Below are 15,614 nucleotides of genomic sequence, written 5' to 3' on the forward strand. Positions count from 1 at the left end.
TTATCCGATGCGGATCAGGGATTTTCGTTTTTTTGGATTTACGGATGTGTTGTTTCCAGGGCAGGCAGTGATTGATGATTAGATTTATGCTGTTTGTTTTACCCTATGGAGAGCTTACTAAAAAGCTATATATAACCGATGATATTGAATTTAAGATTCTCCGTGGTTTTGCCACGGGGATAGGTGCAGGGCGCGCGGAGCAAATTTATTAACCTAAATTATGATTTCGCCGTAGTACGTTCCTGATTCGCCAAACAAATCAGGATTCACTGCGATTCCACGACACTCAACCAAGTTTCCCGCCTCAAAACTTTACTAGTGCCCTTCTCCAATCAAACCCAGAAACCCGGATTATCCGGCAACCATAATCACCCAGTTTGCCCGGTCGCTGTCATCTATCACAATGATTTTGCCAGTGGCGAGCTTGAGTGTTGGGGAATGACTGGCGGGTTAATCGGCATGATGACTTGCTGCAATCGTTAATCGCGTAGTTCAAAACTGAAAATATTGAGATCATTTACTGAACATTCAGAGTCAAGCATGCCTGATCCTTTTGCTTCCCATTCAGCTCAGTGCATTAGTTACTCCACTTTCTACTAAAATCTTTGATAAAAAGTATTTATTTTCCCTATAAGCTTGCCTATGTTCGGTACCGCACAGACATAGCCATACAGAAGATATAAAAACCTTTTTGGCGTGTAGTGGATAGCATGTCGCCGCATTCCTAAGTGTTAATCCACCAGCACCGATGCGGCCAAGCTAGGCTATGTTAGGTGTCATTGACAGTAATTCAAAAAATGCACTTCTTAACGATTTTCCTGCATTCATTTTTATTCTAATACACAAGATCTGAACGCGTGCAGTTGTACGTTTTATACGGAGACTGGCTTTGTTTAAAACAGAAATCAATATAATCGCCCTTGATGGTGAAGCCAAAGCAGACGGTGCTACTGAAATGCGGCGTCAGGAGACTTTGCTTAGAACAAGAGCGTTGCAAAACGCCATTTTCAATAGCGCCAATTTTTCAAGTATCGCGACTGACGCCAAAGGTGTGATTCAGATTTTTAATGTTGGCGCAGAACGCATGCTGGGTTATACAGCCGCAGAAGTGGTAGACAAAATCACGTTAGCAGATATTTCTGATCCTAAAGAACTCTTTTCACGTGCCAAGGCCTTAAGCATAGAGCTCTCCACACTAATCACTCCGGGCTTTGAGGCACTCGTGTTCAAAGCCTCCCGGGGTATCGAAGATATTTACGAACTTACCTTTATCCGCAAGGATGACAGCCGATTCCCAGCAGTAGTTTCCGTCACGGCACTTCGCGACGCTCAGGACGAAATTATCGGTTTTCTGCTGATTGGTACTGACAATACACTGCGGAAACAAGCCGAAGCGGAGCAGAAGAAACTCGATCAGCGTTTGCGCGACCAGCAGTTCTACACACGCTCTCTGATCGAATCCAATATTGATGCACTGATAGCCACCGATCCGTCCGGCATGATTTCGGATGTCAACAAGCAAATGGAGGCACTCACTGGCTGCACGCGGGACGAGCTGATTGGCGCACCGTTCAAAAATTACTTTACCGATCCGGAACAAGCGGAGGCTGGCATCAAACGGGTGCTGGCTGAAAATCGGGTTACCAATTATGAGCTAACTGCACACGCCAGAGACGGCAAAGAAACGGTTGTGTCTTATAACGCAACGACTTTTCACGACCGTGACCGCACACTGCAAGGTGTGTTCGCTGCAGCGCGCGATATCACAGAACGCAAGCTACTTGATCAGGCACTGCTTGAAACGAATATCAAGCTCGAAAGTGCCAAGTCTCTTGCAGAAAAAGCCAACCTAGCGAAATCAGATTTCTTGTCCAGCATGAGCCATGAGTTACGCTCTCCGCTTAATGCAATCCTCGGCTTCGCCCAGTTGATCGAATCAGGTTCACCGCCGCTCACTCCGCGCCAGAAGAGCAATATTGACCAAATTCTCTTGGCAGGCTGGTATTTGCTGGATTTGATCAACGAAATCCTCGATCTCGCATTGATCGAATCCGGCAAGCTATTGTTGTCACTGGAACCCATGTCGCTAAACGAAGTAATGAGCGATTGCCAAGCCATGATCGAGCCGCAAGCACAAAAAAGCGGCATCCCCCTGACATTTCCTCAGTTCGATGGCACCTACTTTGTCAAGGCGGATCGGACAAGAGTAAAACAAATTCTCATCAATCTGCTTTCTAATTCGATCAAATATAATAGGGCAGGTGGCACGGTGGTGGTGAGCTACAGCACAAGTACTGCAGAACGTATCCGCATTAGCATTACTGATACTGGAGAAGGCTTGAGCGTGGAAAATCTCTCACAACTGTTCCAACCCTTCAACCGGCTTGGGCGAGAGACCGGCACAGAGGAAGGCACGGGCATTGGTCTGGTAGTCAGCAAACGGTTGGTAGAATTAATGGGCGGTGCAATTGGAGCGGAAAGCACTGTCGGGAAAGGCAGTGTGTTCTGGATCGAATTAAATCGGACAAATGCGCCACATATGGCTCTAGATGACGATAAATCTAAGATGGCTATCGGTCCGGCAAAGATTTCAGCTGATACGCCTTTACGTACCTTACTCTATGTCGAGGACAATCCTGCCAATCTGCTGTTAGTAGAAAACCTGCTCGAACGCCGGGCTGATATCCACTTGCTGAGCGCTCAAGATGGCCTCCGTGGTATCGAAATTGCGCGCGCTTCGCTGCCGGATGTGATCCTCATGGACATCAATCTGCCTGGCATTAGCGGGATCCATGCACTGAAAATTCTGCGCAAAGATCCAACGACAGCTCATATACCGGTTATCGCGCTCAGTGCCAACGCTATGCCGCGAGACATCGTAAAAAGCCTGGAAGTCGGATTCTTTCGTTACCTCACAAAACCCATCAAGCTAAACGAATTTCTCGATACCCTGGAAGCAGCACTACAATTGTCCGAGACGCAATCAGCCGGCACAAATAGGGAAAAAAATGATAGTTAGTACCTCCGGCATTCTTAACGCCAGCATCCTTATTGTGGATGATCAAGCACCCAATGTCAGTATGCTTGAGCAGTTACTGAGCGACGCTGGTTACACGCAAGTGGAATCAACCATGAATCCGCAGGAAGTTTGCGCACGTCATCGTAAGACCGGTTATGACCTCATTCTACTCGACTTGCAGATGCCCAGTATGGATGGATTTCAGGTGATGGAAGGCTTAAAGACCAACGAGTCGGATGCCTATCTTCCTGTGATCGTGCTAACGGCGCAGCCTGGTCACAAGTTGCGTGCGTTGCAAGCTGGGGCCAAGGATTTTATCAGCAAACCGTTTGACCTGGTGGAAGTAAAGACGCGCATCCATAACATACTCGAAGTACGATTGCTCTATAAACTACTTCATCAACACAATCAATTACTGGAGCAGACTGTTCAGGAACGCACGGCCGAACTACGCGAAAGCGAAGCGCGCTATCGCAGTCTTACCGAATTAGCTTCCGATTGGTATTGGGAGCAAGACGAGAGCGGTAACTTTACCAAAGTCTCCGGTCCGGTTTTGGAAATGCTCGGCGTTCGAGTCGACTCTTTGGCGGGAGAATCAAGTAACGATAAGCTATCCGGATGGAATGCAGCGGAGCATGCAGAATTACAGGCAAAGATTGCCGCACGGCAACCCTTTTTGGATTTCGAATTTAGCCGTATTAATGACGATGGCTCGCACCAAAAGTTTCGCGTCAGCGGGGAACCCATGTTCAACCGGTTTTGCGGCTACATCGGTTACCGCGGTATCGGATTAGAGATCACATCCAAGAAATAGTATGCCTATTTCGGACATTCTGCCATGCTCTTATCCCATAGCCCCAATCAAAATCATCTCCTCGCTGCGCTTCCCACAGCCGACTTCGAACGCATTGCGGCGCACTTGGAATTGGTTGCAATGCCGCTCGGGAAGTATCTTTATGAACCTGACGAACAATTATGGCACGCCTATTTTCCCACCACTGCCATCGTCTCGTTGCACTATGTCACGGAGTCTGGCGCGTCCGCCGAAACCGCAGGAGTTGGCAATGAAGGTGTCGTCGGTATTGCACTCTTCATGGGTGGCGATACCACACCCAGTTCGGCCATGGTGCAAACTGCCGGTCACGCTTACCGCCTCGAAAGCAGCTTACTCAAACAAGAATTCAACCGCGCCGGATTGATGCAAAGCTTGTTATTGCGCTACACCCAGGCACTCATGACACAGATGAGCCTGACAGCGGCCTGCAATCGGCACCATTCGATAGAACAACGGTTGTGCCGCTGGCTATTGTTGACACTCGATCGCGTACCCTCTCAAGAACTCGTCATTACGCAGGAGCAAATCGCCATTATGCTTGGCGTACGCCGCGAAGGCATTACCGAGGCAGCCGGAAATTTGCAACGCGCGGGCAATATTCACTACCGCCGCGGTCACATTACAGTACTCGATCGTTCCGGACTAGAAGCCTCCGTTTGCGAGTGCTACGGTGTAGTCAAGAAAGAATTTGATCGTCTACTGTGTGATGTGCAATACCGCACCTGACGAAAGATTCTTCAGCCAAACCCGATTTTTTCTATTTAAAAACGGGCTTTGGCAACCGCAAAACCAGCCTGGGTGGCGTTTCATCTTGAAGCGCTCCCTCTAGGCTTGTTCGTCGCTGCAGCTACTATCGGACCTTGCCCGGAACGTTGGCTTCGGCAGGCTGAGGAATCTTTCTAATCAGGAAAGAAAAAAATCTACCCGGTCGGCCTAATGTGTCGGCTATTGGGTGTCAGTTACTGTGCGTACTATGACTATGAACAACGCTGTCACAATTGCCCGGATGATCTGATCCGCAGGCAACTACTTGATGTTGTGAGGAATATTGCAAAATCATGCGATTATACCTATGGCAGTCGTCGAATGAAACAGGCGCTAAATGCCTAGCACAGGAAGGCTGGCTGATCTAGCAATCGTAATAGACTTATTTTCTAGAAAAGTGGTTGGTTGGAGCATGAGCTTCCGGATGAAAGCAACACTGGTCTGTGATGCATTGCGAATGGCTATCTGGTTGCGTCGGCCACCGCCTGGCCTAATCGCGCAGCAGGACTCGCGGGTCGCAGTATATCGCCGTGTTTTATAACAACCCAAGACTGCATTCATACCTGGATTACAAAAACCCGAACCAATATGAAGCTGAAGCAGCAAAACGATGAAAGTTGCTTAACTGAGATGTCCGGTTTTACTTGATCAGGTTAGGGTGCGCTGCGCAAATTTATTCCGCCATATTTTAAATTAACTTAAATTCCGCGAACAACGGAATATGATCTGATAATCTTCTACATGGTATGCTGTTGAGATGATTATTACAGCTGATAACACTGAATCCGCGGTAATAAATGCGATCCATTGATAATACAGGCAACCAAGCAGGAAAGGTGCGCGCATAGGCGCCATGGGTCATTTTAAAAACTTCTTCAACGCCTAGGTCCCTGTTTAGATAGTGTTCAGCTCGGCCACGCCAATCATTGAAATCTCCGGCGATAATCAGTGGTTCACTGGAGGGAACATGGGAGTTGATGCGTTTTGCTAGCGTTAAAAGTTGACGCTCTCTTTCATGTCCGAACAATCCTAAATGTACACAGATGATATGAATTTTCTGATGAATTCCAGGAACTTGTACTGTCCCATGTAAAAGACTACGACTGGCTGATCGCAATATAGAAACATTAATATTCTCCCATTCAATTAAGGGATATTTACTTAAGATCGCGTTACCGTGATGCCCCGATTTATAAATAACATTCTTGCCATATGCATAATGATGCCAAACTTGATCTGCAAGAAATTCAAATTGCCGATTGTTGGGCCAATCATCAAATCGATTATCGGAAACATTGCATTCACCGTGTATTTCTTGTAGAAAAATCACATCGGCATCGACATGACGCAATAAGTTTTTTATTTCATGAAGGACAAATCGAAGATTAGTCGCACTAAAACCCTTGTGGATGTTATAGGTTAAAACTTTAAGTGTTGCCCTAGACATACCGATTCCTGAATTTAAGTGACACGTATAAAGTAAACTTGCGATTCCCCGTGGTCTTGCCGCGGGGATAGGTGCAGGGCGCGCGGAGCAAATTTATTAGAGAGGACTTATTACTGTCTACATAATGACTGTCCAATTCGTGTAGCAATTTTGTCAAGTATAATAGCAAATGCGATGCTGAGTCGTCCCAGTTTTTCTGGAGATAGAATGATTTGAGAGAAGTAAGAGATGAAAAATCAAATCAGTGACATTAACTTAGACGAGGGTTGATCCTTATCGGATGGGCGCCTCAAAGCATCCTAAACCATGAGCTCAAAGGCTGCTAATCGTCCATTTCATTTGGTCGTAGCGTTCACCCTAATCCTCATGCTATTGGTTGTGGATATACGCCATGATCAACATTGATCAAGTCCGGTCGTCAAAGCAAAACGCCTCTAACCCAGCAAAGCCTCGCCAGTTTTCTTCTTTACTCGATCTTCTAAGCGCGAGCTATAGTTAGAGCTTACTCAAAAAGTATAACTAACTGATTAAATCTCTTCAGGTTATATTCCCCACCGCCTGCGGCGTAGAATAAATAGATGAGCGCATATATTCATAAGAGTCACACTGGTATGGTTTTGATAAGTCGCTTGGTATTTCCGGAAAAATATAGGCGGGTGATGTGGTCATTGCCCGCCTGATCCAGTATGCCGGTCAATTCCGATTGCTGCTCACTCTGACTCACGCAGTCGAATATTATATTAAGTCGATAATCGCCAATATACGAAAGGGTATTGCTCATGTTCTGGCAAATGCACTTCAGTTGAACAAAGCTGATCGTTGGAGCGTACTTGCACGCTATTTCATTAACAAAATTATTGCGACCAGACCTAAAAATTCACAGTTCCTCAGCTTCCCTCCATCCTCTTTGGCCGTTAGAGTAACCTAACAGAGGAATTTAGGATGTAGGATCTCAGGTGTAGCAGTTCAGAGTACATATTAGTTTTACCTTCGAAGTCAATTTGCTGTATAAACCGATGATTTTCCCATCTGTCCATTCAATCAGAAACAGCTCAACTACGAAACTTTGCTAAAACATGATATGTTCTAGCCCTTCTGTTGGCGCAATTAGTTTGTGGATTAGAGAGGAAGGTATCAAAATGGAAGCCGCGTAAACCAACTGATAATCATGACAAAACAAACTTACGACGAATCTTCGATTCGGGTTTTACGCAAGCTGGAACCTATCCAGTTGCGACCGGGTATGTACACACGTACCACGGATCCGACGCACATGGTGGTGGAGGCCATCGATAATGCGGTTGATGAGGCGATGGCAGGGTATGCCAAGAATATCGAAGTGACGCTTTATCGTGACGGTTCAGTCGCCGTCGCAGATGATGGGCGCGGCATTCCGGTCGGTCTGCATCCGGAAGAGAATATTCCAACTATACAGGTTGTGTTCCAGGTGATTCATTCCGGCGGTAAGTTTGCAAAAGGTGATGCAGACAGCAGCTATAAATTCACCGGCGGCTTGCATGGCGTCGGCGTTTCAGTGACCAACGCGCTTTCCACCCGTTTGGAAGTGGAAGTCAAACGCGAAGGCAAGCAACACCGCATCGTTTTTGCCGACGGCGAAGTCATCGAGCCTTTAACGGTGATCGGCACTTGCGGTGTGCGTAGCACCGGCACGGCACTGCGCATCTGGCCAAATGCGAAGTATTTCGACTCCCCATCACTGCATCGTGGAGAGTTGGAGCACTTGCTACGCGCCAAAGCAATGCTGCTGCCGGGCGTTAAAGTGTTACTCAACAGTGAGACCATCGCGGGTTTTGATGTTAAGGAATGGCATTTTGAGGGAGGAATCGCGCAGTATCTGGATCAGATGATTGCTGAAGATGAACCGGTTGCACCGGCATTCTGTGGGGAAAAGTATTTGGCTGCGAATGAGACCTTCTCGGACGGTGAAGGCGTGCAATGGGCGCTGGCGTGGGTTGTTGGCTCCGGCGGTGGCGAATCCTATGTGAATCTGATTCCGACCTTGGGAGGCGGCACCCACGAAGCCGGTTTGCGGGATGTCGTGTTTAACAGTGTGCGGACCTTCGCAGAGCAGCATGGACTGATGCAGCGCAACGTAAAACTGACGGCCGAGGATGTATGGGCCAAGCTACGCTTTGTGTTGGCACTCAAAATGGTGGATCCGAGCTTTTCTGGCCAAACCAAAGAAAAATTGTCCTCGCGCGAGGCGATTAAGTTGGTTGCCGCTGCCATGAAAGATACGCTCGATTTGTGGCTGAACGAGCACGTAGCGGAAGCGACGAAGATTGCCGAGCAGGCCATCAAAAACGCCATTGATCGCGGCAAAACCGCTAAAACAGTGGAACGTAGAAAAGGCTCCGGCGTGGCGGTGATGCCAGGCAAGCTCACCGATTCAGAACTGACCGGCCTCAACGCTGAGCTGTTTTTGGTGGAAGGTGATTCCGCCGGTGGATCGGCCAAGGCGGGACGCGACAAAGAGACTCAGGCAGTGCTGCCGTTACGCGGCAAAGGTATGAACAGTTGGGAAGTCGATCAATCGCAGATTCTGGCTAACCAGGAAATCCATAATATTGCCGTGTCGCTGGCGATTGATCCGCACAAGCTGGATAGCGAGGTAGACATGAGTGCCTTGCGCTATGGCAAAATCATCATCCTGTCCGATGCCGATGATGATGGCAGCCATATCCAAGCGCTGTTGCTCACTTTATTTTTCCGGCATTTTCCCAAGATTATTCAACACGGGCACGTGTATATTGCCAAACCCCCGTTGTTTCGCGTGGATGTTCCGGCACAAGGTAAAAACAAGCCGCCACGCAAGCTGTACGCTTTGGATCAAGTGGAATTGGATATATTGGAAGCGCGCCTGCGTCAGGAAGGTATCAAGGAAGGTAGCTGGACCATTTCGCGGTTCAAAGGTCTGGGGGAAATGGATGCGGTTCAGCTTTGGGAAACCACTTTATGCCCGGACACGCGCAGGCTGGTGCGGGTTGGCCTGGGTGATGTGGCACAGACAGTGGGAACCTTTGATACCCTGATGGGTAAGTCACATGCTAGCGAACGCAAGGAATTGATTACGATACATGGTAACGAAGTGGAAGCGGATATTTAACGAAGAATGAAAAATTTGGATCTATTTGACGCGCCGGATTCCTCCTTGCCGACGCAAGTGACGCCGCAGGAAACCAAACTGCCGCCGCCCGTACCGCCCGAGTCTTCTCCGGGCGGAAGTGATAACGACGATGGCAGCATTGATCTGGCTGAATACACGCACCAGGTATATCTGCGCTACGCCATTAGCGTGGTCAAGGGACGAGCACTGCCCTCCGTATCCGATGGCGAGAAGCCGGTGCAGCGCCGCATTCTCTATGCGATGCATCGCCTGGGTCTGATTCAAGGATCAAAGCCGGTCAAATCCGCGCGCGTAGTCGGTGATGTGATTGGTAAGTATCATCCGCATGGCGATTCGGCTTCCTATGAAGCGATGGTGCGCATGGCGCAGGATTTTGTGTTGCGCTATCCCTTGGTCGATGGCCAGGGAAATTTCGGCTCGCGTGATGGCGATTCCCCGGCAGCCATGCGGTATACCGAAGTCAGACTGACTAAATATGCTGAATTGCTGCTGTCCGAAGTGGATGCGGGGACCGTGGATTTCCGTCCAAATTACGACGGCTCAGAACAGGAACCAGTGGATTTGCCCGCACGCCTCCCGATGCTTTTGTTGAATGGTGCATCCGGCATCGCGGTCGGCATGGCGACGGAATGCTTGCCGCACAACATGCGTGAAGTGGGCAATGCAGCGATTGCGCTGATGCACAATCCGGCTGTCAGTGTTGATGACGTATTGCAGCACATCCAGGGACCGGATTTTCCAGGTGGCGGTCAATTGATTTCCAGTACTAAGGATATACGCGAAGCATATGCCACAGGCCGGGGCATTTTCCGTGTGCGTGTCCGTTGGACTCTAGAGCAACAAGCGCGTGGCCAGTGGCGTATGGTGGTGCATGAATTGCCGCCAGGTGTTTCCGTAAAAAAAGTACTGGAAGAAATTGGGGAATACGCCGATCCGCAGATAAAAACAGGCAAGAAAGAATTGACGACCGAGCAGAAGCAGATGAAGCAACTGTTCCTCGACGCGCTGGAAACTGTGCGCGACGAATCCGGGAAAGATGCATCCGTACGTATCGTTCTGGAGCCACGCTCCTCGCGCATGCCACAAGAGCAATTCATTGCCCTGTTGCTCGCACATACCAGTCTGGAATCAACAGTACCCGCCAATATGGTCGCCATCGGTTTGGATGGCAGACCGAACCAGAAGAACATTCTGGAGTTACTGACCGAGTGGACGCAATTCCGTACCACCACGGTCACCCGCCGTAGCCGGACCAGGCTGGATCAGGTGCAAAAACGCCTACACATCCTGGAAGGCCGAATGGTGGTACTGCTGAATATTGACGAAGTCATCAAAGTCATTCGTGAAGCGGATGACCCCAAAGCTGATTTGATGTCGCAATTTGGGATTACTGAAATTCAGGCAGACGACATTCTGGAAATTCGGTTGCGTCAGTTGGCCCGTCTCGAAGCCATCCGCATCGAGAAAGAAATGAACGAACTGAAAACGGAAGAAGAAGGACTGAAGTTTGTTCTGAGCAATGAAACGGCCATGCGCGACATGATCATCGGAGAGATTGAAGCGGACGTGAAGAAATATGGCGACGACCGCCGCACATTGATCGAAGCAGCGGAGCGCGTGATCGCCAAGACGGTATCCGTGCCGGATGAACCCTGTACAGTCATTCTGTCTAAGAACGGCTGGATACGTCAGCGCACAGGCCATGAAGTGGATATGAGCACACTGTCGTTTAAGGATGGTGATCAGTTACTGGCGATTGCGCAAACACGCACAGCTTATCCGGTTGTGGTGCTGGACAGCGGGGGTCGAGCCTACAGTTTGTCCTCGACGGACATTCCTGGTGGCCGCAGCGACGGTGTGCCGTTGGCTTCCTTGTTGGACATCCCCCCCAAGGTGAAAGCGGCAGTGATGTGCGCCGCAGCGCCGGATACCCAATATCTGTTCAGCTCGTCCGGTGGATATGGCTTTATTGCCACGCTCAAAGACCTGGTGTCCCGCCAGAAAGCCGGTAAGGCTTTCATGACGCTGAGCAAAGCGGACATTTTGCTGCAACCGATGAATATCGCTAATGGCAATCTGATTGCGGCACTGGGCAGCAACGGCAAACTGTTGTTATTCCCGATCAGCGAAATGAAGGAATTATCGGGCGGAAAGGGCGTTATCATTCTCGGACTGAATGATGGCGAATCGCTGATTGCCACCGCGGTGCTGCCGGAAGGGTCATCGCTTCAGGTTAAGGGAACGGGTGCCGGCAATAAATCATTGCAAAGGGTACTGAATTGGGAAGAACTGCAACCGTTTGTGCTACACCGGGCGCGCAAGGGAATGCTGGCGCCGGTTAAGTTCAAGCCGGAGAAGATTGAGGTGTTTTGAGCTGAATTTGATTTAGCAGGTTGTTGAAAAACTATCTGCGTTGCCGCTACGGTGTTAAAAACAGGCTCAAAATGCTCATTTATCACGCATAAACTGCGCTTTCTCGCCTGTTTTTGCCTTGCATCGGCTGTCTCGAAAACATTTTTCAACGGCTTGCTAGATCAGTGGAATCAAAGAAACGCTGATTAAGATACCAGTCTTTTTTTACTTGGGCCTTAGCATTAAATATTGAGCAAAACAAAAACATATGCATCTCCATAACGCGATTCGAAATGGTTGTCGCTCACCGTTAATTAGGCAACAGGCGGTGCGTTTGTATTTGATTCGCTGTGAGTAATGCTGCCAACTTTCCGGCCACAATGCTGGCATTAGCAATGTCGGTTTCGATGTGTGTTGTTTTCTTACCCGATAAAATACCGGGATCGAGTGACAACGTATAATTTTTTGCTGCATTGGCTTGATTCCACACCCGTGTGATCACCCCCTGATTAATGCCATCTTCGGCTGGTTTCAGAGCCCACAGCAGAACGTCCGGATCTGAAATCGTTAGGAATGAGTATTTATTTTCGTTGTACGCCGGATTTGTTCCCGTTACTGTGCCGGTCACAAGTGTGTTTTGGTGTTCGAGCGAAAATTTCATCGCCGATGTTTGATTAAATGCATCGTGTGTTTGCAATGCGAATCGTTGCAGAAACCACGAATCGCCGCCTTGATTGGGAATTCCCAGAGTAGGGCCATCGACTTGTCCGCCAGCCAGGATATTGATTTGTGGTGTAGCGGTATCAAACACAGTATGTGTACTGTCGCCCAGTTTCATGAAATACGTATCGGCGTTTGATAGCGTAACACCTACACCGCCTCCGGATACATCGGCAAAATGGTTGATTGTCAACCAATCATAGCGCGCATTTCTGGGTGAATAATGCCCGCCATCTGGCAGAAGTTTGGCGCGAATGACTGCTCCCACTTCTTCATGCCAGATATCCGGTGAGTTAATGTTAAAGGAATAATTCCATGTCATTATATCGCTGAAATTTTGCGTGATGCTATTACGAATCTCAATGCGGTTTGAATCACGAATCAGCGTGATACGCGTGGTATGGGAGTGTGGATTCAGGGATGTGGCGCGTAAGGTAACGCTGACCGGACCAATACTTTCGATTGCAAGGCTTCCTCCAATGCCGCCTAGGTCGTTGACTGTTTTGCCATCAATTGTGCGCACAAATTGACGATTGCCGCGTTTCTTGTCAATCAAACTCGTGATGGCGCCTGTATTGGAAACGGTGATTCGGTAAAAATCATTTTCAATGATATTTCCGGTGACAGTTGCTGCATTTGGAAAGGAAGTTCCTGCGCCATTTATGATTTCAAATACTTGGTAACCAACCGAGGGTATATTCTTTGCCAGAATCCTGATGTGATTTTTTCCGCTAATCGATATATATTGATGAGGAACTTCTTCTCCAGTGGAAGTATTAACCACATGCACCAAGTTCTTATTGAGAATGGGAAAATCCGCATAATCGGTACGTTCCCAGCTCATGCTGTTGAATACATAGAATTTTTGATTGGCTCCACTTTTGGTAATCATTGTGCCGAGCTGTTCTTTTGCATCTTTATAGAGCGTGTTGACGTACGAAGAAATTTCTCTTTCTATCTTACGTTGCCATTCTGCCCGGGCATTGCGTGTAACACGTCCATCGGCAGTCCAATTATGCTCATAATACAAACCGAAATTGAGCATTGCTTTATTGCGTGATTCAATTCGACTGTCCATGAAGGTAGGATCTTGTAGTGAAACGAGTGTCGCTAACGCATCCGCGCTACGAAGCTTCTCGATTGCACGCTTGACCCGCGCTGAAACTTCAGACATAGATGCGGAATAGAGTTCCCATTCATTGCCATAGCTGGCTGCAAAGGTTTCCAAGTCTGCACCGTGATTGGTTTCAAAATGATCAAAGAAATCCAATTGATTAGATACGATGACCTTACGATTGGCATTCGTTAGATTTTTTGCGGCAGTAACAAACACGCTATCAAGGGTTTTTAAGTCATCTTCACCTTTCCCGAAGATACCGATAATTGGAAAAGGGTAGCTTGAATTAAAGGCAAGATCATTTTCTACAAAATCGATTGCTGCATAAGGATCGCGGCCTTCGGCATATCCGCCAATTAGGCTATGATTGAGGAAAACTGAATTCCATTTCATCAAGACACGACTGTCATCGCGTCCACCCATATAATAAATTTCACGATCGCGATTGCTCAAGTGGGGGACGTGTGAAGCGCAGTTGCAAACACCTTTCCACGAATATTTTGCGCCCGATCCTGCCCAAAGCGATGATAGGCCATACGGCAGGGTTTGATTTTCCATTGCAATGGCAATTGGAAAATCAACATTATAGGCACGTTGAATCCGGCCTGGATAATACATCCCGCGCAAAACAGCCTCTGCGGGTGTGCCGCCATTGGATAACACGAGTGCATTTAACGGCATGCTGAAGTGACCACTCTTGATCCGGCTAATTAATCTTTGAAACTGAGTGGGGGAGCGATTTTTCTGATAAACCCACATCCAAAAGCTACCATCAGCATTCCAACGGGCTTGATGGTGCGAAATATTTCCTTTGGTTGCATCTATCTGGTTGAGATAAAAATCGGTCATTGTCAAAAAAGCATTTTCATATTCGACTTCATCCCCACTCCACATATAATCAGTGTGATCATCAGGTGCAAGATAAATATGTTTTTGTGCAAGAGAGCTCTGTGCCGTCAAGAGAATCATTAAAAAAATACAACTAATCAAGACAAAGTTTTTCACAGTAAACCTCGCGGAGAATGGAAATTAAAGTAACCAAGAGAAGCTCAGTTAGCGATAAGAAAATTTATTTGAGGCAAGCTATATTAATTAATAAAAAAAATGATAAAGCTTCGAAGACAAGCAGAAAACTTAGCCAATTCTCCGATTCCGGCGTACTACCTCAGATAATGAAATAGTCATTGAAATTTTTTCAGTACTCCTGAATGTGAAGCCATACATTCCTTGCCGCTATTTTTGGTTCAATTTTCATCTGAACAAAGATTTTTTGGGTTTTTCTAGCTCATTGTCGTTGCATACATTCATTTAAAGTTATAGACCATCAGTAGTGTCCGGTTAAATCAGCTGTTGAAACGATAGAACCCAGAGTATTGACGAGGATTACCGAGAAAATATTTTGGTGCCGATTTGAAATCAAGGGTAAGACTCCTGCACAACCTCTCCTGCCAGTGCAATAGTCAACTAAAATAGAAAGACCGCTGCATAACTGTGTTTATGGACTTTTCTATTCGCTTATAACATTCATAAATCAAATGATTACAAATTTTACACGGCAAGATAACCGGTTATGCAGAGATCTTATAGAGGTGGTTAAAAGAAGACCATTGGAGCAAGCGCTGTATGTGCGGATTGATTTTATAAAATTTTTTGGTTTGTCTTTGTCGGTATCAGATACCGGACGAAACCACTTTGTGTCGGTTCTGTAATCGGCTGGTAACCAACGACGACCGACTAGCTGGTTTGCTAGCTTCTATCAATGAACAGCTTCTCAATCACATGGATTGATGACCAAGGGTGCTACGGGAGGGGTAATTGATACAATGAGGTTTATTATCAAGCAATTTATCAGGCTGCCTGAGCTTGATTAACTATCCATATCAGAGCTTAATTCTACTCTTAGGTTGGACAGTTCCAGGAGACCTCTTTACCATTTCATCGAGTTCTGCATCGTTGATCTTGATTAAATTCCCGAACATTACTGACCTGAAGTACATCAAAATCCTATCGACCTGATAGGGAATCAAAAGAAGAATACTGCTAGATTCTCTAGATACCAGATTTAACTCAAACGCCACTTCTTATTTTTGATCATTGCACTTTCTGATTAACACTGCGAGAGCCTATACCTGCACAGTTTGCCACACTCATTTACTGTAGAGAATTCAAATGATTTATCACGCTGCATAGTACAAATGTACTGGCAATAGG

9 protein-coding genes and 1 pseudogene are annotated in these 15,614 nt (G+C 47.4%); 7 read left to right on the forward strand and 3 right to left on the reverse strand.

All coding sequences use genetic code 11. The features are described from left to right. Positions 1-318 precede the first annotated feature (318 nt). From K2P83_RS09570 to K2P83_RS09590, 5 genes and pseudogenes are all read left to right on the forward strand, one after another. Positions 319-483: a hypothetical protein gene (locus K2P83_RS09570; protein ID WP_292928630.1), complete on the forward strand. Its 165-nt coding sequence runs from the start codon at positions 319-321 to the stop codon at positions 481-483. A 406-nt stretch (positions 484-889) separates the two neighbouring features. Continuing rightward, entirely contained in the window at positions 890-3,019 is a 2,130-nt protein-coding gene (locus K2P83_RS09575; RefSeq protein ID WP_292928632.1) for a PAS domain S-box protein, read from the forward strand. After that, complete coding sequence (locus K2P83_RS09580) at positions 3,009-3,833, forward strand: response regulator (protein ID WP_292928634.1); 825 nt, start codon at positions 3,009-3,011, stop codon at positions 3,831-3,833. The genes K2P83_RS09575 and K2P83_RS09580 overlap by 11 nt, the downstream gene beginning before the upstream one ends. Before the next feature lie 24 nt (positions 3,834-3,857). Beyond that, positions 3,858-4,580, forward strand: a complete 723-nt coding sequence (locus K2P83_RS09585; protein WP_292928636.1) for a Crp/Fnr family transcriptional regulator — start codon at positions 3,858-3,860, stop codon at positions 4,578-4,580. A 403-nt stretch (positions 4,581-4,983) separates the two neighbouring features. Further along, positions 4,984-5,233, forward strand: a pseudogene (locus K2P83_RS09590) (DDE-type integrase/transposase/recombinase); the annotation flags it as partial. A 74-nt stretch (positions 5,234-5,307) separates the two neighbouring features. Here K2P83_RS09590 and K2P83_RS09595 read toward each other — a convergent pair. Together K2P83_RS09595 and K2P83_RS09600 are read right to left on the reverse strand one after the other, a co-directional pair. Further along, complete coding sequence (locus K2P83_RS09595) at positions 5,308-6,066, reverse strand: endonuclease/exonuclease/phosphatase family protein (RefSeq protein ID WP_292928638.1); 759 nt, start codon at positions 6,064-6,066, stop codon at positions 5,308-5,310. A gap of 601 nt (positions 6,067-6,667) precedes the next feature. Next, positions 6,668-6,847 (reverse strand): hypothetical protein, encoded by a 180-nt coding sequence (locus tag K2P83_RS09600; RefSeq protein ID WP_292928640.1) that lies wholly within the window; start codon positions 6,845-6,847, stop codon positions 6,668-6,670. A 387-nt stretch (positions 6,848-7,234) separates the two neighbouring features. Here K2P83_RS09600 and K2P83_RS09605 point away from each other — a divergent pair, with 387 nt between their 5' ends. Next, positions 7,235-9,193, forward strand: coding sequence for a DNA topoisomerase IV subunit B (locus K2P83_RS09605; protein ID WP_292928642.1), 1,959 nt, complete (start codon positions 7,235-7,237; stop codon positions 9,191-9,193). 6 nt (positions 9,194-9,199) lie between these two features. Then, entirely contained in the window at positions 9,200-11,587 is a 2,388-nt protein-coding gene (gene parC, locus K2P83_RS09610; RefSeq protein WP_292928644.1) for a DNA topoisomerase IV subunit A, read from the forward strand. 289 nt (positions 11,588-11,876) lie between these two features. On the opposite strand, the gene K2P83_RS09615 is transcribed toward parC, so the two are convergent. Continuing rightward, positions 11,877-14,408 (reverse strand): hypothetical protein, encoded by a 2,532-nt coding sequence (locus K2P83_RS09615; RefSeq protein WP_292928646.1) that lies wholly within the window; start codon positions 14,406-14,408, stop codon positions 11,877-11,879. Positions 14,409-15,614: the final 1,206 nt, after the last annotated feature.

The organism is Nitrosomonas sp. (genome assembly GCF_019752415.1).
Lineage (GTDB): Bacteria > Pseudomonadota > Gammaproteobacteria > Burkholderiales > Nitrosomonadaceae > Nitrosomonas.

Excerpts from the sequence above, each read along its gene's own strand:
- K2P83_RS09580 (WP_292928634.1), top strand. The coding sequence starts at position 3,009 with ATGATAGTTAGTACCTCCGGCATTCTTAACGCCAGCATCCTTATTGTG.
- K2P83_RS09605 (WP_292928642.1), top strand. The coding sequence starts at position 7,235 with ATGACAAAACAAACTTACGACGAATCTTCGATTCGGGTTTTACGCAAG.
- K2P83_RS09595 (WP_292928638.1), bottom strand. The coding sequence starts at position 6,066 with ATGTCTAGGGCAACACTTAAAGTTTTAACCTATAACATCCACAAGGGT.
- K2P83_RS09585 (WP_292928636.1), top strand. The coding sequence starts at position 3,858 with ATGCTCTTATCCCATAGCCCCAATCAAAATCATCTCCTCGCTGCGCTT.
- parC (WP_292928644.1), top strand. The coding sequence starts at position 9,200 with ATGAAAAATTTGGATCTATTTGACGCGCCGGATTCCTCCTTGCCGACG.
- K2P83_RS09600 (WP_292928640.1), bottom strand. The coding sequence starts at position 6,847 with ATGAGCAATACCCTTTCGTATATTGGCGATTATCGACTTAATATAATA.